Source organism: Paraburkholderia sp. GAS32 (genome assembly GCF_050434225.1).
Lineage (GTDB): Bacteria > Pseudomonadota > Gammaproteobacteria > Burkholderiales > Burkholderiaceae > Paraburkholderia > Paraburkholderia madseniana.
Genome location: NZ_JBNPVS010000015.1, coordinates 113,514 through 136,652, shown reverse-complemented (window position 1 = coordinate 136,652; position 23,139 = coordinate 113,514). Strand labels below are relative to the sequence as shown.

General features: G+C 60.3%; 17 protein-coding genes and 1 pseudogene. 8 read left to right on the top strand and 10 right to left on the bottom strand.

Features of this window, described 5'->3' with window-relative positions:
- Positions 1–170 precede the first annotated feature (170 nt).
- On the top strand, positions 171–3,488 hold the full coding sequence (locus tag P3T25_RS19845; protein ID WP_429358748.1) for an adenylate/guanylate cyclase domain-containing protein: 3,318 nt from the start codon (positions 171–173) through the stop codon (positions 3,486–3,488).
- Here P3T25_RS19845 and P3T25_RS19840 read toward each other — a convergent pair.
- A pseudogene (locus P3T25_RS19840) lies at positions 3,470–3,619 on the bottom strand (epoxide hydrolase); the annotation flags it as partial. The gene P3T25_RS19845 and the pseudogene P3T25_RS19840 overlap by 19 nt on opposite strands.
- Before the next feature lie 148 nt (positions 3,620–3,767).
- Between P3T25_RS19840 and speB the strand changes: the two are divergent.
- The gene (speB, locus tag P3T25_RS19835) at positions 3,768–4,745 is read left to right on the top strand and encodes an agmatinase (RefSeq protein ID WP_429358747.1); all 978 of its coding nucleotides are present in this window, start codon (positions 3,768–3,770) and stop codon (positions 4,743–4,745) included.
- A 78-nt stretch (positions 4,746–4,823) separates the two neighbouring features.
- On the opposite strand, the gene P3T25_RS19830 is transcribed toward speB, so the two are convergent.
- Positions 4,824–5,747 carry a LysR family transcriptional regulator gene (locus P3T25_RS19830; protein ID WP_154559397.1) on the bottom strand — a complete coding sequence of 308 codons (924 nt, stop codon included), beginning with the start codon at positions 5,745–5,747 and terminating at the stop codon, positions 4,824–4,826.
- 228 nt (positions 5,748–5,975) lie between these two features.
- On the opposite strand from P3T25_RS19830, the gene P3T25_RS19825 reads away from it, so the two are divergent.
- Positions 5,976–7,118, top strand: coding sequence for a branched-chain amino acid ABC transporter substrate-binding protein (locus tag P3T25_RS19825; RefSeq protein WP_154559396.1), 1,143 nt, complete (start codon positions 5,976–5,978; stop codon positions 7,116–7,118).
- 54 nt (positions 7,119–7,172) lie between these two features.
- Here the strand turns inward: P3T25_RS19825 and P3T25_RS19820 are convergent, their stop codons facing one another.
- Positions 7,173–8,099, bottom strand: a complete 927-nt coding sequence (locus tag P3T25_RS19820) for a LysR family transcriptional regulator (protein ID WP_266259950.1) — start codon at positions 8,097–8,099, stop codon at positions 7,173–7,175.
- A gap of 280 nt (positions 8,100–8,379) precedes the next feature.
- Here P3T25_RS19820 and P3T25_RS19815 point away from each other — a divergent pair, with 280 nt between their 5' ends.
- The 3 genes from P3T25_RS19815 (at position 8,380) to betA (ending at position 13,254) form a co-directional block, all read left to right on the top strand.
- Complete coding sequence (locus P3T25_RS19815; RefSeq protein WP_154559395.1) at positions 8,380–9,888, top strand: aldehyde dehydrogenase family protein; 1,509 nt, start codon at positions 8,380–8,382, stop codon at positions 9,886–9,888.
- Between the two features lie 104 nt (positions 9,889–9,992).
- On the top strand, positions 9,993–11,519 hold the full coding sequence (locus tag P3T25_RS19810; protein WP_171929126.1) for a purine-cytosine permease family protein: 1,527 nt from the start codon (positions 9,993–9,995) through the stop codon (positions 11,517–11,519).
- 43 nt (positions 11,520–11,562) lie between these two features.
- Complete coding sequence (betA, locus tag P3T25_RS19805) at positions 11,563–13,254, top strand: choline dehydrogenase (protein ID WP_429358746.1); 1,692 nt, start codon at positions 11,563–11,565, stop codon at positions 13,252–13,254.
- Between the two features lie 89 nt (positions 13,255–13,343).
- On the opposite strand, the gene P3T25_RS19800 is transcribed toward betA, so the two are convergent.
- From P3T25_RS19800 to P3T25_RS19780, 5 genes are all read right to left on the bottom strand, one after another.
- On the bottom strand, positions 13,344–14,513 hold the full coding sequence (locus P3T25_RS19800; RefSeq protein ID WP_429358745.1) for an asparaginase: 1,170 nt from the start codon (positions 14,511–14,513) through the stop codon (positions 13,344–13,346).
- A 20-nt stretch (positions 14,514–14,533) separates the two neighbouring features.
- Positions 14,534–16,012 carry an aspartate/glutamate racemase family protein gene (locus P3T25_RS19795; RefSeq protein WP_429358744.1) on the bottom strand — a complete coding sequence of 493 codons (1,479 nt, stop codon included), beginning with the start codon at positions 16,010–16,012 and terminating at the stop codon, positions 14,534–14,536.
- Positions 16,009–17,298 carry a dicarboxylate/amino acid:cation symporter gene (locus P3T25_RS19790; protein WP_429358743.1) on the bottom strand — a complete coding sequence of 430 codons (1,290 nt, stop codon included), beginning with the start codon at positions 17,296–17,298 and terminating at the stop codon, positions 16,009–16,011. The genes P3T25_RS19795 and P3T25_RS19790 overlap by 4 nt, the downstream gene beginning before the upstream one ends.
- Before the next feature lie 182 nt (positions 17,299–17,480).
- Positions 17,481–18,395, bottom strand: coding sequence for a LysR substrate-binding domain-containing protein (locus tag P3T25_RS19785; RefSeq protein WP_266242093.1), 915 nt, complete (start codon positions 18,393–18,395; stop codon positions 17,481–17,483).
- Positions 18,396–18,700: 305 nt separating this feature from the next.
- Positions 18,701–20,056, bottom strand: a complete 1,356-nt coding sequence (locus P3T25_RS19780) for an epoxide hydrolase family protein (protein WP_429358742.1) — start codon at positions 20,054–20,056, stop codon at positions 18,701–18,703.
- Between P3T25_RS19780 and P3T25_RS19775 the strand changes: the two genes are divergently transcribed.
- Positions 20,055–20,219, top strand: coding sequence for a hypothetical protein (locus tag P3T25_RS19775; protein ID WP_154559388.1), 165 nt, complete (start codon positions 20,055–20,057; stop codon positions 20,217–20,219). The two genes, P3T25_RS19780 and P3T25_RS19775, sit on opposite strands and share 2 nt — an antisense overlap.
- A gap of 24 nt (positions 20,220–20,243) precedes the next feature.
- On the opposite strand, the gene P3T25_RS19770 is transcribed toward P3T25_RS19775, so the two are convergent.
- Both P3T25_RS19770 and P3T25_RS19765 read right to left on the bottom strand, forming a co-directional pair.
- Entirely contained in the window at positions 20,244–20,480 is a 237-nt protein-coding gene (locus tag P3T25_RS19770) for a DUF4148 domain-containing protein (RefSeq protein WP_429358741.1), read from the bottom strand.
- 255 nt (positions 20,481–20,735) lie between these two features.
- Entirely contained in the window at positions 20,736–21,659 is a 924-nt protein-coding gene (locus P3T25_RS19765) for a LysR family transcriptional regulator (RefSeq protein WP_154559387.1), read from the bottom strand.
- 137 nt (positions 21,660–21,796) lie between these two features.
- Here P3T25_RS19765 and P3T25_RS19760 point away from each other — a divergent pair, with 137 nt between their 5' ends.
- Positions 21,797–23,080 (top strand): MFS transporter, encoded by a 1,284-nt coding sequence (locus P3T25_RS19760; RefSeq protein WP_154559386.1) that lies wholly within the window; start codon positions 21,797–21,799, stop codon positions 23,078–23,080.
- Positions 23,081–23,139 lie beyond the last annotated feature (59 nt).

Genomic DNA, 23,139 nt, shown 5'->3' with positions numbered 1-23,139 from the left:
CTGGACGTACACTGTATTTTAGGCGGGAAGGACTTGAACACGGAATACGTTGCGCCCGTCGCAGCGCGGCGCCAGGCGGTGCGCCGATTCGTATGATTGTTCGGGCGACGCGGCCCGGTTCGGGCATACGGTCGACAACCCGCGCGGCAACGAGCTGCGACGCAGCATGCGTGTTCGTACACGCACCGGATTGGGCGGCGGCGATGGATATCGATCAGTGGCTGCATGCATTGGGGCTTGAGCAATATGCACCCGCATTTGTTGGGAACGACATCGATCTCGCGATGCTGGCACAACTCGGCGACGCGGACCTGAAAGAACTCGGTGTCCTCTCGCTCGGCCACCGCAAGCGCCTGCTGGCGGCGATTGCCGATCAGCGCGGCGCTGCATTGTGCGCAGCGCCGCCCGCTGTGAACGCGCCGGCCAGCGAGCGCCGGCAAGTCACCATCCTCTTCGCCGATCTGTGTGGTTTCACCGCGCTGTCGCAGACGCTCGATCCTGAAGAATTGCGCGAGTTGACAGGTCGTTACACCGCGCTCGTCGATGGGATCGTCCTCGGTTACGGCGGCACGATCGACAAGCACATTGGCGATGCCGTGATGGCAATCTTCGGTGCGCCGCGCGCGCACGATACCGATCCGCTACGCGCGGCGCGTGCCGCGCTGGAGATTCATGAGGCACTTAACGGACTGGGCGAGCAGGGCGCGCCTCCGCTGAGGGCGCATGTGGGCATCGCCAGCGGCGAGGTGGTCGCGGGGCCGCTCGATCGCGCGGATGTTCAGGACTACACGGTGCTCGGCGACTCCGTGAACCTCGCCGCCCGGCTGGTTGCCGCCGCCGGCCCCGGCGAAACGCTGCTCTCCGATAGCGTGCATCGCGCGCTGGGCGATGGCGTGATGAGCGACGCCGTCGGCGCAATGCGTTTCAAGGGGATCGACTCGCCGGTGCAGGTGTGGCGTCTGCGCGGTCTCGCCTTTGAACCCGTTATGGCAAGCCGCAGCGTGTTTGTCGGCCGCAAGGCTGAACTCGAGCAGTTCAAGGGCGTCGCCCGCACGTGCCTCGAGCAGCAAGCCGGCCACGTTGTTTATGTCCGCGGTGAGGCGGGCATCGGCAAGACGCGGCTCGTCGACGAAATGCGCCGTTTCGTCGAAACACTGGGCTTTGCCAGCCACCGCGGCCTCGTGCTGGATTTCGGCGTGGGCAAAGGCCAGGACCCCATTCTCACCATTGTCGGCAGTCTGCTGGGCCTGCCGCCCGCGGCCGGTTCCGACGAACGACGCGCGGCCGCCGAGCGGTTTGCCACGTCCGGTGCCGTCGGCCCGGATCAGTTGATGTTTCTCCACGACATCCTCGACCTTGCGCAAACCGGGGAAGGGCGCACGCTTTACAACGCGATGGACAACAGCGCTCGGACGCGCGGCAAGCGCACGGTTGCCGCGGCGATCGCGCAGGATGCCTGCCGGCGCGGGCCGACCATGATTGTCGTGGAAGACCTTCATTGGGCGGACCCACAGGTGCTCGGTTACCTGGCCGCCTTCGCCGTAGCGATCGCGAACGGCCCGGGCCTGCTTGTGATGACTTCGCGCGTGGACGGCGATCCGCTCGACGCGGCATGGCGGGCAGGTTGCCGCGGCACGCCCTTCGCCACGATCGACCTTGGCCCATTGCGCAGCGACGAGGCGCTGAATCTTGCCGGCAGCTTTATCGATGCGACCGAACGTATCGCGCGTGCCTGCATCGAGCGGGCCGGCGGCAATCCGCTGTTCCTCGAACAGCTCCTGCATAACGCCGAAGAAGGGAGTGAGGAGGCGGTCCCCGCGACGATCCAGAGCCTCGTGCTGGCGCGCATGGACCGGTTGACTGCGCGCGACCGCGAGGCCTTCCAGGCTGCCGCGGTCATTGGACAGCGCTTTGGCCTTCCCTTACTGCGGCGGCTGATCGATGCACCGGAGTACGTCTGTCACGGGCTTGTCGCCAACGCACTCGTCTTGCCGGAGGGCGAAGATTTCCTGTTTGCCCACGCGCTCATCCAGGAGAGCGCTTACTCGACACTGCTGCGGGCACGCCGGCGCGAGTTGCATCGCCTCGCTGCCGACTGGTTTGCGGCGACGGACCCCGTACTGCGCGCCCAGCATCTCGATCGCGCCGAGGACGAGCGGGCACCGCGCGCCTACCTCGACGCTGCGATCGCGCAACGCGCGGCCTACTTTGCCGACGCGGCATTGCGGCTCGTCGAGCGAGGTCTGCAAATCGCGCAAACGGATAGGGATCGCCACGCGCTGATCTGTTTCAGGGGAGAACTCCAACGAGATCTCGGCGACATCGCCGCATCGATCGCGACGTACCGTGCGGCGGTGGCCGCCGCTCCGGACGAAGCGAGTCTCTGCCAGTCCCAGCTTGGGCTCGCCGAAGGTCTGCGGGTGAGCGAAGGCCTCGCCGAAGCCCTCGCGCTGCTCGACGCGGCCCAGCAAGTGGCGCAACGTCTGGATCAGGTGCCTGAACTTGCGCGCCTGCATCACCTGCGCGGCAACATCTTCTTTCCGCTTGGCAGGATCGACGATTGTTGCACCGAACATGAGCGCGGGCTCGCCTATGCACGGCGTCTCGGCGCGCCAGAAGCGGAGGCGCGTGCGCTTGGCGGCCTTGCGGATGCGGCCTACGCGCAAGGGCGCATGCGTACTGCTTTCGAGCACTTCAGCCGGTGCGTTGCGCTAAGCCGCGAACACGGCTTCGGCCGCATCGAGGTTGCGAATCGTTCGATGGCGGGCTTCAGCAGGATCTATCTCAACGAGGCACGTGCAGCGCACGAGGACGTCAGCGCCGCTGCACGCACTGCTGCGCTGGTCGGCCAGCCACGTGCGCAGATGCTGTGCGAAACGCTGGGTGCCTTTGCCAGCTACGAATTGGGCGACATGCAGGCTACGCTCGCCCATCTCGAGCGCGAGAAGCTGATCATCCGTCAACTGGGCGCTCGCCGCTTCGAGGCACAAAATATGGAAATGCGGGCGCGTGTGCTGCTCGCGAACGGCCATCGGCGTGAGGCCACGGAATTGTTGCGTGAAGCGCTGGCGATTTGCCGCGAGGTAGGCACGCAGTTCAGCGCCCCCAAGGCGGTGGGCGTACTGAGCCGCGCCGTCGAGGACGACGGCGAACGCGTGCGTCTGCTCGCCGAAGGCGCCGACATGTTGGACCGCGGCGCGGTTGGTCACAATCATCTGTGGTTCTATCGCGACGCCATCGAAGCGATGATGTCCGCCGGCGACGCGGCTGGCGCACTGCGCTATGCCGCTGCCCTCGAAGGCTATACGCGTGCCGAGCCGCTGCCTTGGGCGGACCTGTTTGTGGCGCGCGGCCGTGTCCTCGCTCGCGCGCTGCAAGACGACGTTGGTGAAGAAATGCAGCGCGAACTCGAGCGTGTGCGTGCAGCCCTCGTGGAAGCCGGCTTCAACAGCTATCTGCCTGCGGTGGACGCTGCGCTCGCGCCGTAGGCCGTGGGATTGGTTAGCGGATCGATAATCTTCAACATCTCGATGACCGAACCGGGCCACCCGTGCGTAACGATGTGGCGGAGTGCCTGCCGCGCTGTAACATTGCTTCGGAATCTTCCGAAGTGCATTTCTCATGTTTGGCATTTTCCCGTTGAATTTGTTTGCCTAGACTCCGTTCCAGATAAACCGCTGGCCCGTCATAACGGGCGTTGCTGCCGTGAAGACGGCAGTAGCGCGTGCGCCGCACCTAGCTGAATCCATAACAGGACGGAGATAAGCATGTCTGAAAACAGCTACGAAACAGGTCGGCTGAATTTGCCGTTTGTTGGAATCTGCACGTTCGCGAAGTCTCCGTTGTGTCTTGACTGGGACAAGATCGACGCGGATGTCGCGGTGATGGGCGCTCCCTTCGACTGCGGTACGCAATGGCGGGCAGGCGCCAGGTTCGGCCCGCGCTCGATTCGCGATGCGTCGACCCTGTTTTCGTTCGGTCATGGCGGCGCATACGATTTCGAAGACGACGTCGTCTATTTGCCCAGCTACGAAGTTCGGATCGTCGATATCGGCGACGCGGACATGGTGCACACCAACACGGAGAAGAGCCACGCAAATATCGAGTACGGCGTGCGCAAGATCCTGGCGGCGGGCGCGTTGCCGGTGGTGATGGGCGGCGATCATTCGATCAACATTCCCTGCATCAATGCGTTCGAAGGTCAGGAGCCGTTTCATATCGTGCATATCGACGCCCACCTCGATTTCGTCGACGAGCGTCACGGCGTACGTCACGGCCATGGCAATCCGTTGCGTCGTGCAGCGGAGAAGAGCGTGGTGTCGGGCATGACGCAGATCGGCATCCGCAACGTGTCGTCCACCGCACGCGAAGGATACGCACAGGCGCGCGAGATGGGTTCGGACATCATCTCGGTGCGCGACCTGCGGCGCCTCGGCATCCAGGGCGTTCTGGACCGTATTCCCAAGGGCGTGCGTTATTACCTGACGATCGATATCGACGGTTTCGATCCGTCGATCGCGCCGGGCACGGGCACGCCGAGCCATGGTGGCCTGCTCTATTACGAAGGACTCGAATTGTTCGCAGGACTCGCCGAGCAGGGTGACGTGATCGGTATCGATCTTGTGGAAGTCGCGCCGGACTACGACCATTCCGGTTCGACTTCGATTCTGGCGGCGCAATTGCTGCTGAACACGATCGGCCGCGTGATGCATCAACGCAAGGTCAAGCGAAACCTCACCCGTTAAACGGGATTCTCTTACGCCACGCGAACGCGATTGCCGGTCACGCTCATCGTGGACCGCAATCGCATAACGCGGCGCACGCTATTTGCTGCTCCGCGTGGCGCGGCTCACCTGCTTGGCCGCAACCCGCAACTGGTTGCAAAAGGCCAGCACTACCCGCGCCGATTCGCCGCCCTTGCGCGTGATGATCTGAAAGTCCAGATGTGTCACATAGTGCTCGGGATCGATGCGGCTCAACAGACCGCCGTCTACCCAAGGCTGCGCGTAGTGGGGCGGTAGAAAGCCGATGTAGTTGCCCGACAGGATCAGCATGGCTCGGCCTTCGACGTTGTCGACCGAGGCTGCGGCCTGCGGCATGCGCAGCAGCTTGAGCTCCTGGTTGCCGAGATACGCGCGGGCAGCGAGCCGCTGTTTGCTGAGCACCGCAACGGGCACGCGTCCGCTTGCCCGTTCATACAGCGGATGGGTGGACGCGCAGTAAAGCCCCTGTTCCTCGCGATAGAGCGGCACGTAGTCGAGGCCGGGGATACGCGCGGGAAACGGCCCCACGGCGAGATGCAGGCGGCCGTCCAGCACGTGCTGCTCCATGCTCCCCGGTGTGTCGATCTGCACGTGCAGGCGGACTTCGGGCGCCATCTGGCCAAACTCGCGAATCGCGGCCGGCAGCGGCGAGTATTTGTCGGTCAAGGTCGCTTCGATCATGCCAAAGCGCAGCACGCCGGAAAGCTGATTGCGCAACGCGCCAGCTTCCATATGAAACGTATCGACGGCACCGAGCAGACGTTGCGCGGCGGCGTGCAACTCCGCGCCTTCTTCCGTGAGGCGAAAACCCGCGCGTCCGCGTTCACACAAGCGCAGCCCGAGGCGGGTCTCCAGTTGCGACATGTATTCGCTGATGCTCGATGCACCAATGTTGAGAATCGGTTGTGCCGCGGCGAAACCGCCGCATCGCACGATGGTTTCGAAGATCCGCAACAGCTTGAGATCCGTGTCCTGAACTTGCATCGTGCCGCCTCTCGATTACTTCGGGAATTACCGAAATGTGTTTCATCAATGGTGCATTTTATTGAGGAATTTGGCTACACAGAATTGCTGTCAACCCCACTGCCCAACGTTCGGCGAAGGCATACGGACAGTGCGGCCCCAAAGCGATGTTTTCTGTGCCGAAGCGCCACGCGTTCGCCACTTCCGGCGGCAAGGCGGTCAGGCACGTCATGATGTGAGGAGAGCACGATGAAAAAGCCGTACGCAGGTGCAAGCTGGTTGGCAGCAGTCGCTTTGAGCATGGTGTCGGTGGGCGCGACGGCGGCAGAGCAGGTGGTCAAAATCGGTTTGACCGGACCCTTGACCGGTCCGCAGGCCGCCATCGGCAAGGACGACGAAAACGGCGTCAGGATGGCGATCGAGCGTCTGAATGCACAGGGGCTTGTGATCGGTGGCCAGAAAACCCGTTTCGAACTGGTTTCGCAGGATGACGCCGCCGATCCGCGTACCGGCATGACGGTTGCGCAAAGCCTGGTCGACGCCAACGTGAAGGTCATCTTCGGGCCGTTCAATTCGGGGGTCGCGATTCCGATTTCAAACCTGGTGAACGTGTCCGGAATCGTGATGGCGACCGTCGCGTCGAATCCGTCGATCACGCAACACGGCTATCCGTTCGTGTTTCGCATCTCCGCCAGCGATACGCAACTGGGCAGCCGGATGGGTGAATTTGCGGCAAAGGAACTGAAGATCAAGCGCATCGCGGTGATTGACGATCGCACCGCATATGGGCAGGGCCTCGCCGATGAATTCGTCAATGCCGCTAAAGCCAACGGCATCGAGATTGTCGATCGGGAATATACGACCGACAAGGCGACCGACTTCGTCTCGATCCTCACACACGTCAAGGGCGCGAACGCGGAAGGGATTTTCTACGGCGGTTATTACGCGCAAGCCGGTGCGCTGCGCAAACAGATGAAGCGCCTTGCGATGAACGGCTATCTCCTCGGCGGCGATGCCATGTGCAACGCCGAACTGGCGAAACTCGGCGGCGATGCGGTCGATACACGCGTGTATTGCCCACAAGGCGGCCCGGTGCTCGATCAGACACCCGAGGGTCGTCAGTTCAAGGCGGACTACAAGCAACGCTTTCATACTGATCCGTTGACCTACAGCGCGGCCTTGTACGATGGCGTGAATATCGTGGCGCAGGCAATGCAGAAAGCCAATTCGATCGAACCGGCTCAGTATCGTGCCGCGCTCGCCGGCATCGATTCTCATGGTGTTTCCGGGCACTACCGGTTTGACAGAAACCGCGACCTGACGGACTCGCCAATCACGATTTATACCTATCGAAATGGTGAGCCTACGCCGCTGGCGTCGACGCAGCCGTAGGTTCATGTCGCCCAACCATGGCGAAGGGTCGTGCCGCACGACGCTGCGGTAGCCCTATGCGATGGGTGCCGTCCGCTGAACCATACGGTAGCTTTCCATCAGGTCGATCATGAAGACCTGCAGGATGGTAGGCGGCGCGGCGGCCCGCCGCGTGATCGCGCAAAATGGCCAATGCGAGCCGAGCTGCGCCGGGCAGATCTGATGCATCTCGCCGCGCGCGACCCAACGGGCGGCGTAGTGAATCGGCAGAAATCCGATGTAGGCGCCCGATAAAATAAGGATGGCCTGCGCCTCGATATTGTCGACGGTTGCTGCGGCTTTGCTCACTTTCAGCATTCGCAGGTCGTGCTGCTGAAGATACCCTCGCGCTACCACACGGCTGGATGCGATGGCCTCGTCGAGCGCGGCGTCGCCAGGCAATCGGCCTGCGAATGCGTGACCCTTCCCGCAATACAGACCGTCCGGTTCGCAATACAGGTCGGTGTAGGTCAGCCCCGGCACGTGAAGCGGAAAATGCCCGACTGCGATATGCAGCCGGCCGTCCAGCACACGTTCTTCCAGTTCGGCGGGCGTGCCGACGTAGACATCCAGATGCACGTCGTGCCCTCTCGATACAAACGCTTGCAGCGCCTGCGGCAGCGGCGAGGCCGAGTCGGTCACCGTGTTGTCAATGATGCCGAGGTACAGCTTTCCTGAGACGTGTTTTTTTAGCGCGTCGGTATCCACACAGAAGCTCTCTACCGCCACCTGCAGCCGTTGCGCTGCCTCGAAAGTGGCCACGCCGTGTTCGGTGAGGCGAAATCCGCTCCGGCCCCGCTCGCAAAGCTTGAGTCCGAGGCGCGTTTCGAGCGTTGTCATTTGCTCGCTGATTGTCGACTGGCTAACGTTCAGGGTCGCCTGGGCAGCGGAAAATCCGCCGCACCGTACCACCGTCATGAAAACCCTCAGTAGCTTGAGGTCCACGTCCTGCAACTGGATCACGGTCGTTGCTCTCCTTGCGCCACTTGCTTCGGTATTCCCGATATGAACATCTGATTCACGTTATTTTTACCCCCGGCCTTGTCGTCCATAGTCTCTCAAAACACCGCGCTGCCACAAGCCGCGTTTATATCGATGGACCCCGGTCGCTTTTGAACGGCCGAACCTGTCGGCTACAACGCAGGATCCACGAACAAACGTGCCAGGAACAGGCGGACCTTTCTGCACGAAACCGGCTCATGAGAGGCCGAATAGCAGTCAATCCGTAAGACAGGAGACAATGATGGACAAGGTCGTACAAACCTATCTGGAGACGTTCGGCATCCGGGAAGAGACACAACGCTTTCTCACCCGGCCGCAGAAGATGTTAATTGGCGGTGCCTGGGTGCCACAAGGCGATCGCGAATCCTGCACAGTGCTCGAACCGTCTACCGCGGGCGTGATCACGCACATTCCCCTGGGTACGACCACCGATCTGGATCGTGCGGTCGACGCTGCCCGCAAGCAGTTCGACGGTGGACCGTGGAGAAAGCTCAAACCCCTTGAGCGCGAACGACTGCTGCATCGCCTCGCCGATCTGATCGAAGCGAATGCAACGGAGTTGGCCGAGATCGAATCGATCGACGTAGGCAAGTCTGTTGCCAATGCGCGTGACGTCGACGTACAAGGCACGATCGACACCTTCCGCTATTTCGCCGGTTGGGCGTCGAAGCTCCACGGCCGTACGGTAGAACCCTCCCTGCCTGGTGAATACGTTGCTTACACGCGCAAGGAGCCCATCGGCGTGGTCGGCGTTATCGTGCCGTGGAACTTCCCGCTGCAAACCATGGCGTGGAAGGTTGCGGCGGCGCTCGCTGCCGGTTGTACGACCGTGATCAAACCCGCCGAACTCACGTCGCTGTCCACACTTCGCTTCGCAGAGTTGGTGCAGGAGGCTGGAATTCCGGATGGCGTCGTGAATGTCATAACGGGGCGAGGGCGCGAAATTGGTGCCGCTATGGCCGCTCATCCGGGCATAGACAAGATCACGTTCACCGGTTCCACCGAGGTGGGCCGAACTGTCGGGCAAGCGGCTGTGGGCGGCATCAAACGTATGACACTCGAACTGGGCGGAAAATCGCCGGTACTCGTGCTCGAGGACGCAGACATCGAAGCGGCGGCCCAGGCCGTAGCAAACGGCGTCTTCTTCAATTCTGGACAGGTCTGCGACGCGGGTACGCGGGTTTACATCCAGCGCGGCATTCACGACAGATTCATTGGCGCGCTAGTCGAGCACACGCGTAAGTTGAAGATCGCACCGGGCCTCGATCGCGATTGCTTCATCAGCCCGCTCGTTTCCGCGCTGCAGAAGGATCGCGTCGCTTCCTATATCGAAGCCGGGCGCCGCGAAGGCGCGGAAATCGTGCATGGTGGCCGCGTGTTGGACCGGGCAGGCTACTTCGTCGAACCGACCATCTTTACGCATTGCCGCAGCGACATGAAGATCGTCCGTGAAGAAATCTTCGGACCTGTGCTGGTGACCACGCCCTTTGACGATCTGGGCGATGCGTTGTCGCAGGCGAATGACTCGCCATACGGTCTTGCTGCCGCGATCTACTCCAATGACCTGAATCGCGTTCACAAACTGATCCCGCAACTGCGCGCGGGTACCGTCTACGTCAATGCCCATAGCACGATCGATCCTTCGATGCCGTTCGGCGGATTCAAGGAATCCGGCTTTGGCAAAGACCTCGGCCCCGAGCAACTCGATCATCTGATGGAGAGCAAGGCGGTCTGGATCACGCTGCACTGAACCGTCAATGCGCCGGAGGCGTCTCCAGACGAGCGTGGCGCCGCGGCCAGCATGCATGCCGGATCAAATCTATTCCATCAACCTCTCATTGCTGTCAGGGGTACATGATGCAAGCAACAGACGAAGTAGTTAAAAGCACGGTAGTTGGCGTCGAGCATGGCGCGATCGAAGGTCACTCGATCGATTTCATTCCGGATAGCGAAAGAACCGACAGATTGTCCAGGCAGGGGCCATTCTGGTTTCTGGGTAACTTCACATTCTTCACCATGACCATCGGTTTTGTTGGTCCCAGCATTGGTCTGAGCGCGCTGTGGACCACGATAGCCGGTACGCTTGGCATCATGTTCGGCACCTTGTTCATGGCCTTTCACGGCTCGCAAGGCCCGCATCTCGGCTTGCCGCAGATGATCCAGTCGAGAGCGCAATTCGGTTATCGCGGGGTCATCGTCGTCCTGTTGGCGACGCTATTCGTGTTTGCAGGATTCAACATCGTCAACCTGGTGCTGATGATGCAAGGTCTCAAAGCCTTGTTCAATTGGGACCCCGTCAAGGTGGCGTTGGCCGTGACCGTGCCGGCTTCGGTTCTGGCGATTCTCGGCCACGACTGGATGCACCGCAGTTTCAAATGGGCGTTGTACCTGTCGCTTCCCCTCTATGGTCTGGTCACGGTGGCCGTCCTGATGCACTGGGTGCCTGACGTGCCCCTCGCCGCTGTCGCACCGGGCGTGACACCGACGCCACCGCTGGGCTTCAACTGGATTGCGTTCATTGCGCAATTCGCGGCCGCCGCCAGCTACAACATCGCTTACGCGCCGTATGTATCCGACTATTCGCGCTACCTGCCGAAAAACACGCCGAGCGGCAAGCTGATCGCGGCTGTGTTTCTCGGCGCATCCCTGTCGGGTGCGTGGATGATCGCGATTGGCGGCTGGCTCGCGGACCATCTGCACGCGACCGATGTGCTGGTCGCATTGAGTCAGGTGGGTAACGACCTGGCGCCGGGGATGGGAAGTGTGGTGGTCGGCGTCACGATTCTGGCGTTTCTGCCGGTGATCGCAATGAACATCTATAGCGCCAAATTGACGGCCATCACAGCACTCGATTCGTTCCATAAAGTCCAGCCGACGCCCAAGGCTCGTATTCTGGCGATTCTCTTTGTGGTGATCCTTCAGCTGGGTGTTGCGCTCAGCATCTATACCTCGGGTAAGGGACTCTCCGTCCTGAATATTTACCTCGTCGTCATGCTGTATTTTCTCGTGCCCTGGACCGCTGTCAATCTGACGGACTACTTCTTCGTCCGCAAGGGTCGCTATGCCATTCCGCACTTCTTCATGCCTCACAACAATCTGTACGGAACATGGGGTGCACGCGGTTTGATCGCATACGCAATCGGCTTTGTCGCGATGATTCCGTTCTTCTGTGTTCTCGACGGCTCAAACGAGGTGTATGTCGGCCCGCTTGCGCGTGCCATGGGTAGCGTCGATCTGGCGTGGCTGGTCGGTCTGTTCGTCTCGGGCATCGCCTACTACGCCTTGTCGCGCTCGCTCGATCTGAAGTATGAGGAATCGGTGATCGCTCATATCGAGAAGACATCACCGCAATACACCACCGGCGACAAGGGTCGATACTGAAATACGGACGACCCCGTCAAGATCTGGAAATCAGGAAAATATCATGGTTACCGAGCAATTCGATTACATCATTGTGGGCGCCGGATCGGCCGGATGTGTGTTGGCCAACCGGCTTACCGAGGACCCGGCGGTCCGCGTTCTTGTGCTGGAATACGGCGGCAGCGATCGCAGCGTCATCATTCAGATGCCGAGCGCGTTTTCGATGCCGATGAATACGGCCAAGTACAACTGGCGTTATCAGACCGCGCCCGAGGCTCATTTGAATGGCCGCCAGTTGCATTGTCCGCGCGGCAAAGTGCTGGGAGGTTCGTCGTCGATCAATGGCCTCGTCTATATTCGCGGCCACGCTTGCGACTTCGACGAATGGGAGGAACTGGGTGCGCGAGGTTGGGGTTATCGCAACTGTTTGCCCTATTTTCGCCGGGCCGAGAGTTACAAGTTCGGGGGGGATGAGTACCGGGGTGCGGAGGGGCCGCTGTGCACCAACAACGGCAACAACATGGAGAATCCGCTGTACGGTGCGTGGATCGCGGCAGGGGCAGAAGCCGGATACATCAAGACGGAGGACTGCAACGGCCATATGCAGGAGGGTTTCGGGGCAATGCACATGACCGTCAAGGATGGTGTGCGCTGGTCGACCGCGAACGCCTACTTGCGCCCTGCAATGAAGCGCCCGAATTTGACCGTAGTGACGAATGCGATGACACGTCACGTGATTCTCGAGGGCAAGCGCGCCGTTGGGGTCGCATACGATCAAGGCGGACGCACGCATGTCGCGCGGTGCCGTTCTGAGGTATTGATCGCCTCCGGTCCTATCGGTTCGCCGCACTTGCTGCAACGTTCTGGAATCGGCCCGGCCGACGTACTGCGGAAAGCGGGGATCGAGGTTCGGCACCACCTGCCCGGAGTAGGCGAAAACCTTCAGGATCACGCGGAAATCTATATCCAGTACGCGTGCAAGGAGCCCGTCACGCTCAACGCGAAAATGGACCCGTTTAGCAAATTCATGATTGGATTGCGCTGGCTTCTTTTCAAGGATGGTCTGGGCGCCAGCAACCATTTCGAGGCGGGCGGATTCATCCGCTCCGAAGCCGGGTTGCGCTGGCCCGACATTCAATTCCATTTCTTGCCGGCCGCCATGCGCTATGACGGCGACAAGCCGTTCAAAGGACACGGATTCATGGTGCTGACCGGGCCGAACAAGCCGAAGAGCCGGGGCCATGTGCGAGCGGTGTCGGCCGATCCCTATACGCATCCGGAGATCCGCTTCAACTACCTGGATCGGGAAGAGGACCGGGAAGGATTTCGACGCTGCGTGCGCTTGACCCGGGAGATCATCGGGCAGCCGGCGATGGACCGCTTTCGTGATGCTGAACTCGCTCCTGGACCGGACGTGCAAACGGATGAACAGATCGATGCCTTCGTCAGGGCGAACCTTGAAAGTACGATGCATCCTTGCGGTTCATGTCGCATGGGAGAGGATGACATGGCCGTGGTCGATTCCGAGTTACGGGTTCGCGGCATCGAAGGCTTGCGAGTCATCGATTCATCTGTTTTCCCGACTGAACCCAATGGCAATCTGAACGCGCCGACGATCATGCTCGCTGAACGCGCTTCGGACCTGGTTCGCGCGGTGTCCATGTTGCCCGCGTCCGATGCCGATGTGGGTTTGGCAGAGGGGTGGGAGACGCGGCAACGCACGCATGCGCCGACTCGTGATTTGCATGTCGGATAGGTCGATTGACGGCGACAGCGTCGAGCGGCATCGACGTGCGCTGCCTGATTAGCGGCGCACGCCGCTAATCAGAGCTTGCCGGACCACGGTCAAAAGGTAGCCGAAAAGGCCTGCTGAACCTTGCCGGGGTTAGTGATGCCGTTTGCGACAAGTAACTGCGTGAGCAAGCGGGCCTTTTGCGGATTCAGATCGAACGAGACGACGAAGCCGCGTTTGTCGTCTTCGACCTCCACATTTCTGTTGACGAATCCAGACATCACACGCGTCGAGCGGACGACGACAATACCCTTCTTCGCCGCGCGGTCGAGGGCAGCCAGTGCTTCCTTGGACGCATCGCCATCGCCTTCGCCTGCCAATACGATCCCCTTTGCTCCATCGGCAATCGCGTGATCAATCTGGGTGCCGTCCATATTGCTGTGGGCATAAACGATTTCTACACGCGGCAGGCGGCCGTTCGCCGGCAAGCTAAGCACATCGCGTGTGGACGCAAGCGCAGACGCAGGAGCAGGCGCGACGAAACGAATGCTCGCCGGATCGACATAGCCGATCACACCCGCGTTCGGCGACGCAAAAGTCTGCACGGCAGTCGTATTGGTCTTGGTGATCCAGCGTGGCGCGTGAATCTGGTCATTCATGACCACCATCACACCTCTGCCTCGGGATTTCGGACTCGCCGCGACTTCCACCGCTTCGTAGAGATTGCCGGGTCCGTCCGCGCTCGTCGACCCGCCCGGCCGCATTGACCCAACGAGGACCACCGGTTTGTCCGAGCGCACCACGTTTTGCAGGAAGAACGCCGTTTCTTCCATCGTATCCGTGCCGTGGGTGATCACGATCCCATCTGCCTCGTTTCGATCGAAGGCCTCCTGGATACGGCGCGCAAGCCGGAACCAGATCTCGTCGTTCATATCCTGCGACCCGACATTGGAAATCTGCTCGGAGCTGATGCTCGCGAGTTTTTCAATGCCCGGAACCGCCCGAACCAGTTCCTGGCCTTTGACGTTTCCCGAGTTGTAGCCAATGGCTGAACGCGGGTCAGTTGTGCCGGCGATCGTGCCGCCGGTTGCGAGAACAAGAATCCGGGGAGATCCGGCTGCCGGACTCGTCGCCTCGGTAGCTGCCGCACTATCGGAAGTGGTGTCCGCAGCCCACACGCTCGTGCCGCACAAGCAGCTGGCGCATACGAGAAGCGCAGCGGTGAGCGTTGTGCTCGAACTGCGCAGACAGGCGACCCGTTGAAGGGTGGTGTTGATGTTCATATCCAGTCTCCTAAAAGGATTTAACAGCGCAAAGAAACGGGGCGTTCCGTGGCCGCCGTCGCGAGGGCCACGCATTGCTGTGCAAGGACATCGGTTGGATCGACGAGACTGACGCGTGCGCCGGTCGTCCCCACGAAACTCGTCTGTGGCAATAAAAGCGGCAACTCGGTACATCCGAGGACGATGACTTCGACGCCCTCCGCTATGAGTCCGTCAATGGCAGCGGCGATGTCATCGAGGCATTGCCCGGTAGTGAATCCCGCTTTTACCCCTTCCTTGCCGTAGATCGCATCCATCACGCGGGCCTGCAATTCCGCGGTTGGAACGATTTGCCGCAGACCCTGCGATTCGAGGGCTTTCTCGTAGACGCCGCTTGCGATCGTGCCGGAGGTGGCCAGCACGCCAACGGAGCGCAGCAGCGGAAACGTTTCGCGCAGGTGGCGGACCGTAACCGTCAACATGTTGACGATCGGTATGCCGAGATACGGCTGAATCCGTTCAACAAATGCGTGAGCGGTGTTGCACGGAATAGCGATGAGGTCCGCGTCGCCCGACTCGAGCTTCTTGCAGGTCGCGTAAAGCGAAATCGTCGGGTCGGGTCCGTCACCGATCAGGTTTTCGGTGCGGTCGGGGATCTGCGGATTCTGTTCGATCAGAAGCCTGATATGGTCCTGATCCCGATTCGCCGGCGTATTGCGCACGATCTTCTGCATGAAGTCCACCGTCGCTGCAGGTCCAACTCCACCGACCACACCCACTTTGAAAATGGATTCGGGCAAACCGTATTCGCCTGCAATCACGTACTGCGCATACGCAAGATTCGAATCGATCAGTGGCACTCGAAACGAGCCCATTTCCTCCGCCACGAGCGCAATCTCCGTCAGACCCGGCACGATGATTTGTGCACCTTGCGCGATGAGGTCCTCGCACGCCTCGCGCAGAAGCGCGACGGGCCGGCCAGACAGATTTCCGCTCTTGATGCCGTTCGCGCCGTAGACGGCTTCGGTGATGAGATCGACACTGTCGCGCGGCCGGGGATGAATGACTTCAAATTCCGGCTCCGCGAAATACTTTTCGAATAACCCCTTTCGACGGGTGTAGTCCGAGGTCAGCACACCGATTCGCCGTGCAGCCGGAAATTTTCTTCGAACATGACTGCGGACGGCTTCCACCATATCGACGATCTGCAAGGGCGAGTTAGCCTTTAGCTCGTCGATAAACGTGTGGCTGAGAAAGCAGGGGAGTACGACGGTCGTCACACCCCTCTTCTCGAAACCGCTAATCATGTCGAAAATGTAGAGTTTCCGTTGAGTCGTCGCCTCACTCCCTATGGCCGCGCTTCGGAAGGGATGCTGCTCGAAAATGACATCGACGTGTTCGGCATCGCTCGAGGCGGGCGTCGATTTGACGAGCTTGAAAAAGACATCCGCGCTCGCCAGTGGACCCAGGCCGCCCACCACACCGAACCTCTTCCCGCTCAGCACGTTGGCGCTGATCATTTTGCTTCGCCTTGCAGTTGGCCCAGGACAACGCTGTTCTCTGCGTCGTTCTGCCTGGCAACCCGCTTGGCCTCCCACTTCGCGATAACGGCCGTCGCGATGCTGTTACCGATCACGTTCGTAGCGGTTCGCCCCATATCGAGAATCTGATCGATGGCGAGGATCAAAACCACGCCGGACGGGGGCAAATGAAACATCGGGGCAACGGCCGCCACCACCACCACGGAGCCTCTTGCGACGCCGGCCATCCCCTTGCTGCTCAACATAAGCACCAGCAACATCATGATTTGAGCGCTGAGCGGCATGTCGATGCCGAAAGCTTGCGCGATAAAGATCGCAGCAAACGCCTGGTACATCATCGATCCGTCGAGGTTGAACGCGTAGCCGAGCGGCAACGTGAAGCCGACGACCTTCTTGTCGATGCCGAACTGTTCAAGCTTTTCGGTCAGGCGCGGATAAGCGGCTTCACTGCTCGCGGTAGAGAAGGCGAGCATCGCGGGCTCACGGACCGCTTTTAGCAACTTCCAGATCGATTTGCCCAGAAAGACGTGGCCAACGAGGATAAGCACAGCCCACAGCAGGACGAGACCGAGGTAGAAGCTTCCAACGAGCTTGCCGTAGGTAGTCAACACGTCCAGGCCGTGCACCGTAATCGCGGAGGCGAGAGCGCCGAAGACACCAATCGGAGCGAGCCGCATCACATAGTCGGTCAGTTTCAGCATCGCGGGGACGAGCGCATCGATGCCTGCGATCAACGGTGTGACGCGCGGGTCCGTCTTGATGGCACTTAGGACCACGCCAAACAGCACGGAAAAGACGAGGATTTGCAGAATGTCATTCCGAGCCATCGCATCGATGATGCTGGAAGGGAACGCATGCGTGACGAAGTCCTTGAAGTTCAGACCCGCGGTGTTGAGACCGGTGGCAACATCGGAACTGGTCTGCGTCATATGCAAGCCGGCGCCGGGTTGCAGCGCATTCGCCAGGACGAGGCCAAGCGCGAGCGAGAAAAGCGAGGCGCACACGAACCAACCCACCGACCTGAACCCGATTCTGCGTACGTCGCTCGTCCCTTCCATTCCGGCGAGCCCGGACACGAGCGTGGCGAAGACGAGCGGCGCGATAATCATCTTCACGAGACGCAAGAAGATGTCGGTAATGATCGAGAAGTAACCGGCGATTGTCTTGGCTTCCGCAGCATCGGCTACGGTCCGATGGCACACGTAACCGACAATCACGCCGAGCACCATGCCGACCACAATATAGAACGTTAGGCGGTTTTTCATTTCCATCAGTCCGAGGAAGGCGCACAAAGGTCTGACGTGACCACCGTACGCTGGCAGGGGGGCAAAAACGCCGCTAGAGGAGCGACGTTTCTGTGTATGGACGGATGATAGAGATGATCAAAAAAGACTCAATGCGGGTCCTGCATGGGGATATGCGAGACTCGCATAACGCGGGATTACCCTTAATCGACAGCCTGCGATTCGGCGCGAAGGTGGCGCCAGAGCGTGTCCAGAAACTCGCTGCGATTGGATGCATCCCGGTAGACGCGAAGTTCAACTTCGAGATGCCACGCATCCCGGCCGGCCGGGACGAGTTCGCCCGCTTCGAGCTCGGCGACGATCGAGCTTTTTGGCAGCCAGGCAACGCCTTCGCCTTCCAGGACCAGTTTCTTGAGGACCTCGGCCATGTCGGACTCGTAGTGAGGCCGCAAAGCCGGGGTGGCATCGACCCGGCTCAGGAGGAGTGCGAGGCAGCGGCCGAAATAGCTGGTTTCCGTGTACGTAATCAACGGCAATGGACGCGCCGCCGTTCCCGGCAACCGGAAGATGGGAGCGCCACGAGGGTTTGGCCGGCAGACAGGCATCAGTACATCGACGCCTACGGTGAGATGCTCGTACCTGATTGGGTCGAGATGGAGAGGCAGCTCCGGGTGATGATAGGCAAACATCAATTCGCAGTTGCCGTTCACGAGCATCAGGATGGAGTCGTGGACATTGGTGGGTATCACCCGGGCACGTACCTCGCCGAAACGGGCAGTGAGTGCCTTCAACCAGGCCGGCAGAAAACTTAGCGCGATCGTATGGCCCGCTGCAATTTGCAAGCCTTTGCCCGCCATGCGTTGGTCGATGCGAATGATGGCTCGCGTATCGAACAGCTTCCCAAGAATATCTACCGCTGCTTCCCGAAACAGTTGTCCGGCAGGCGTCAGTGTTGGGGGGAAGCTGCTTCTGTCGATGAGGTCCGCGCCCACCCACTGCTCAAGCGACTGAATGCGCCTGCTGAACCCCGACTGGGTGACATTCCGAAATTCCGCCGCCCGCGAGAAGCTCTGATACTGGGAGAGCGCAATGAAGTCCTCGATCCACTTGATTTCCATGTCGGGTCCGATGTGTGCGGAGAGTGTGCGTGGCTGGAAACGAGTGGGTGATTCTACGCGGGCTCGACACTCGCTTAGCCTCCTCTGCAATACATTGCGATGCGAATCAGGGTTTTTCCGCCAGCAATTCACCGGGAACCTTGCCTGCTAACAGGCAAATTTTTGCCGTTTAGATTCATTTTTTCCAGTTAACCGGCCAAAAAGTGAAGGTTACTTGAAGCCGTCGCGGTGGGGCGATGCAAATGGTGCGCAGCAGCGGCGCTCAGTGCGGCCATCCAGGTCGGTCCAAAGCTGGCAATGATCCGCTATTTGCGCAGCGGCCTCAAACCGGCGCGAACCTCTTCGGCAAATAATTGCGGCTGTTCCCATGCCGCAAAGTGTCCGCCTTTATCGAGCCTGTTGTAATAGATGAGGTTGTGATACGCGCGCTCCGTCCAGCTTCGCGGGGCCTGATAGTTCTCGCGAGGAAAGACGCTTACGGCAGCCGGCACGGATACATCGGCGGCGGCCAGGAAGTTGAAGTGGGACTCCCAATAGAAGCGCGCCGCGGAAATTCCCGTGTTCGTCAGCCAGTAGAGCGTGATGTCGTCGAGGAGATCGTCCCGTGTCAGATCGCCTGCGGATTCTCCGTTGACGGGTCGCCCGAACACGGCCGAAGTCAGCGCCGCCGCCGGCTGAACATACCCGTCGCCGTGATCGAGCAGCCAGCTTGCCAGTCCAACGGGTGAGTCCGCCAGTCCGTAGAGCGTTTGCGGGCGTGTTCCCATCTCCAATGCATAGGCACGCCGTTTCTTGGCCGCGCTGCTTAGCTGCTCGTAAGCGTGCTTTTCATCGTCCGATAGACCGGATGGCGGCGGATCGCCGGCTGCGAGCGCCTTTGCAATCTCGGGCGGAACAGTCGCAGGGAAGTTGACGTGGATGCCCAGCAATTCCGGCGGCGCCTGCTTACCCATCACATTCGCGACGACGCCACCCAGATCGCCGCCTTGCGCCGCGAATTTCTCGTATCCAAGGCGCTTCATGAGTACGACCCACGCACGGGCGGTACGCTCAGGACCCCAGCCGGTCGTGGTAGGTTTGCCTGAAAATCCGTAGCCCGGCAAAGACGGAATGACCAGATGAAAAGCATCCGATGCGCTTGCGCCGTATGCCGTGGGATTGGTCAGCGGATCGACAATCTTCAACATCTCGATGACCGAACCGGGCCACCCGTGCGTGACAATGAGCGGCATCGCATTTTCATGTTTCGAGCGAACGTGGATGAAATGAATGTCCAGCCCGTCGATCTCGGTCACGAAATTCGGCAGCGAATTCAGCTTCGCCTCGCACTTGCGCCAATCGTAATCGGTCGCCCAATGGCGCGCGAATTCCTGAATCATCGCGAGCGGCACGCCTTGCGAGTCATCCGTAACAGTTTCGCGGTCAGGCCATCTCGTGGCTTTGATGCGCCTGCGCAGGTCGATCAGTTGCGATTCCGGCACATGCACGCGAAATGGACGAATAGCGGTCTTGTCGCCGCCGGCCGGCTGGGCAACCTCAGTAATCGCATGATTCGTTTCTGCAAAAGCGAGCTGACTCAGCGAGCCCGCGGCAACGGCTGCCGCTGCCACGCTAACAAAACGACGGCGAGACGGCGATTGGGGAAGGATGGTGTCTGACATGGCATTTCCGATGGGCGATAAAGCGAGGTTCCTGATCAATAGCAGCGTGATCTCACGAGTCATTGAACGCGATACGCCCACGCCGAGCGTGCTCGGTATGGGCGTAGTGGAACGTGTGAAGCATCTTGAACCAAGAGGATTGCTTACCGTATTGGAAGCATAGTTCAATCTTGCGGCGCTCAGATTATCAGCTACCGCGATACAAGCTGCTGAGCTGGGCGAGCTGACCATCCCGCTGGGCTTGCACCAGTTCGTGGCGGACCTCTGCGCGCGTCTTTTGCGTCGCGCCGGTTTGGCTCGGGTTCCATTGCTGCACTTGCGTGGCGGCCGATTGAGCAGCGGTTGTTGCGGGAGCTTCAGAGGCGTGAGCGAAGCCGGCGGTAGCGAATGCAGCGAATGCCAAAGCGATCATTGAGGTTTTCATGTCGTTCTCCGTGAACCAATAAATTAAAAGGAAGGCGCCGCGATGTCAGGAGCAAGGGCAGCAATTCGGTCCGTCATCTGCGATTTGCTTGTGTCTTGCATCCGGCGTTGATGCATTAAAACGTGCCGACGTATCTGACTTGTGTCGAGAAACCGGGTCAATTGCAATGTTCTGTATCACCTGGAGGCCCAGATACATTGCGATACGAAGCGCGGGTTTTCCGCTAGCAGGGACAGATGCGAATGCGTCGACGCACTAGGCGTTATCCGGCTCCGCGAACATGGTCATATGGCGCAGGATCCATTCGAGCATCTCCTGCGGGGCGGCCGCGAGCGGCCGGCCGGATTTGACGAGCAGCCGCGCCTTGATACCGCGGAACAGGGGATGGTCGATTGGCACGACGGTTAATTCGCCCGCCGCGATCTCCCGATACGCGGCAAATTCGCCAACGAGCGTCACGAAGTTTTCCGACGCGACGAAGCGCTTGAGCGCGCTCAGCGAATTCGTGGTGAGCGTCGGACGGATCTCGATGTTCTCGGCGAACGCCAACATCTTTGCCGCGTGACCGATTCCGAAGGTGGCCGGCATCAATGCCAGCGGATAGGCGAGCACGTCTTCGATGCTTGCTGGCCCGCCTCTCACCGCCAGCGGATGCTCCGGGCGGACCAGCAGAACGACGGGTTGCGCTGAACTCGCGCGATATTCGATGCGCGAATGCGGCGGCGGATTGTAGGCAAGACCGATATGCGCGCGGCTTTCGGCCACTTCGTTCAGCACGTCGTCGACAGCAAGGATCTCCACGCCGATGTCCAGCTTGGGATACCGCGCACAGAACGGGGTGAGCACTTCATCGACCAGCGCATCGACATAGCCTTCGCTGATGGCCAGTTGAACATGGCCTTGCTGGAGGCCCTGCAAGGCATGAAGCTGGTCTTCCAGTTTCTCCTGCTGTGACCGATACCCTCGCCAGAATTCGAGCAGATGCGCCGCCGACTCAGTGGGCTTGACGCCGCGGGCCTGGCGCTCGAACAGCATCACGCCGAGTTCGTCTTCCAGTAGCTTGATCTGCCGCGTAATCACGGAAGGGGACGTGTTGAGGCTATCCGCGGCGCCGCGAATCGTTCCGTGAGTCAGTACTTCATGGAAATACCGGAGGCGTTGCTGGTTGATTTCTCGCATGTCGGCTGTCCTTTCATTGCTGCCGTTGCCCTGTGAGCAACGATACATGAACTTAGTTGCTGTTGCTAGTTCGGCTGGGCGTTGCCACTATTCATCCGGAAGACGAGCCGGACGAAACGGTGAACAGGGAGACAGGCATGGCAGCAATTCAAACCACAATCGACGAGGACGATGTTTCCGCGCTCTACGACAGGCTTAACTGGCGGCTACTCCCGTTTCTTCTGATGTGTTATCTGTTCGCTTATCTGGATCGCGTCAACGTCGGCTTTGCCAAGTTGCAGATGCAAAGCGACCTCGGGTTTTCCGATGCCGCTTACGGTGTGGGCGCCGGTATCTTCTTTCTGGGCTACGTGCTGTTCGAGCTGCCGAGCAACCTCATGCTGCCGAGAGTCGGCGCACGGAAAACCTTCTGTCGAATCCTGGTGTTATGGGGCATCACATCGGCTTGCATGCTGTTTGTGCGCAACGTTCACATGTTCTACGGAATGCGCTTTCTGCTTGGCATCTTCGAAGCGGGTTTCGCGCCGGGCATGATTTTTTACCTGTCGCGCTGGTACGGTCCCTCGCGTATGGCCCGGGCCATCGCGATCGTTTTTCTCGCCGGCCCGATTGGCGGCATTGTCGGTGGCCCCGTCTCGGCCTGGCTGATGACCACCTTCGCCGGCACAGCGGGTCTCGCCGGCTGGCAGTGGATGTTTCTCGCCGAAGGCTTGCCATGCATTGTGCTGGGTGTGCTGACGCTGTTTGTCCTGTCGGATCGGCCCGCGCAGGCCCGCTGGCTGAGCGATGACGAGAAGCGCCTGCTCGAGGCCGAACTCGTGGCGATCCCGGCTGGAGATCACTCGTTCAAGGCTGTGTTGCGCAACCCCAAGATCTATCTGCTGGCGTGCGCGTACTTCTGCATCATCGCGTCGATCTATGCCATGAGCTTTTGGCTGCCTACCATCGTGAAGTCGCAAGGCGTCAACGATACGATCCGGCTTGGCTGGTACTCGGCGATTCCGTACGTTGGGGCCGCCTTCGGCATGTATTTCATCGGCCGCAGATCGGACACACGTGGCGAACGGCGCTATCACAGTTCGGTGCCGGCGCTGCTCGCCGCGGTATTGCTTTCCCTGTCGGTTTTGATGGACGGCAACCTCGTCGCCACGCTCGTCCTGTTGACGCTCACCACGACGATGTTGTGGATGGCGTATACGGTGTTTTGGGCCATCCCCTCTGAATACATCAAGGGCGATGCGGCAGCGGGCGGTATTGCCTTGATCAATACGATTGGCTTGTCTGGTGGATTCTGGGGACCCGCCATCATCGGCTGGGCGAAGACGGCAACCGGCAACTTGCATCTTGGACTCCTGATAATTGCCGGCCTGGCGTTATGCGGCTCTGCGCTGCTCGTCGCGAACAGGTTGCCGTCAGAATAGCGATCTGGGCACGCCCGGATCCGGATAAGGACGCTCTTCCATCGACACCCGCAGGCGTC

Bases quoted from the DNA above. Each gene is read 5' to 3' on its own strand.
- speB (WP_429358747.1), top strand. From the start codon at position 3,768: ATGTCTGAAAACAGCTACGAAACAGGTCGGCTGAATTTGCCGTTTGTT.
- P3T25_RS19830 (WP_154559397.1), bottom strand. From the start codon at position 5,747: ATGCAAGTTCAGGACACGGATCTCAAGCTGTTGCGGATCTTCGAAACC.
- P3T25_RS19825 (WP_154559396.1), top strand. From the start codon at position 5,976: ATGAAAAAGCCGTACGCAGGTGCAAGCTGGTTGGCAGCAGTCGCTTTG.
- P3T25_RS19815 (WP_154559395.1), top strand. From the start codon at position 8,380: ATGGACAAGGTCGTACAAACCTATCTGGAGACGTTCGGCATCCGGGAA.
- P3T25_RS19810 (WP_171929126.1), top strand. From the start codon at position 9,993: ATGATGCAAGCAACAGACGAAGTAGTTAAAAGCACGGTAGTTGGCGTC.
- betA (WP_429358746.1), top strand. From the start codon at position 11,563: ATGGTTACCGAGCAATTCGATTACATCATTGTGGGCGCCGGATCGGCC.
- P3T25_RS19800 (WP_429358745.1), bottom strand. From the start codon at position 14,513: ATGAACATCAACACCACCCTTCAACGGGTCGCCTGTCTGCGCAGTTCG.
- P3T25_RS19795 (WP_429358744.1), bottom strand. From the start codon at position 16,012: ATGATCAGCGCCAACGTGCTGAGCGGGAAGAGGTTCGGTGTGGTGGGC.
- P3T25_RS19790 (WP_429358743.1), bottom strand. From the start codon at position 17,298: ATGAAAAACCGCCTAACGTTCTATATTGTGGTCGGCATGGTGCTCGGC.
- P3T25_RS19785 (WP_266242093.1), bottom strand. From the start codon at position 18,395: ATGGAAATCAAGTGGATCGAGGACTTCATTGCGCTCTCCCAGTATCAG.
- P3T25_RS19775 (WP_154559388.1), top strand. From the start codon at position 20,055: ATGGCATTTCCGATGGGCGATAAAGCGAGGTTCCTGATCAATAGCAGC.
- P3T25_RS19780 (WP_429358742.1), bottom strand. From the start codon at position 20,056: ATGTCAGACACCATCCTTCCCCAATCGCCGTCTCGCCGTCGTTTTGTT.
- P3T25_RS19770 (WP_429358741.1), bottom strand. From the start codon at position 20,480: ATGAAAACCTCAATGATCGCTTTGGCATTCGCTGCATTCGCTACCGCC.
- P3T25_RS19765 (WP_154559387.1), bottom strand. From the start codon at position 21,659: ATGCGAGAAATCAACCAGCAACGCCTCCGGTATTTCCATGAAGTACTG.
- P3T25_RS19760 (WP_154559386.1), top strand. From the start codon at position 21,797: ATGGCAGCAATTCAAACCACAATCGACGAGGACGATGTTTCCGCGCTC.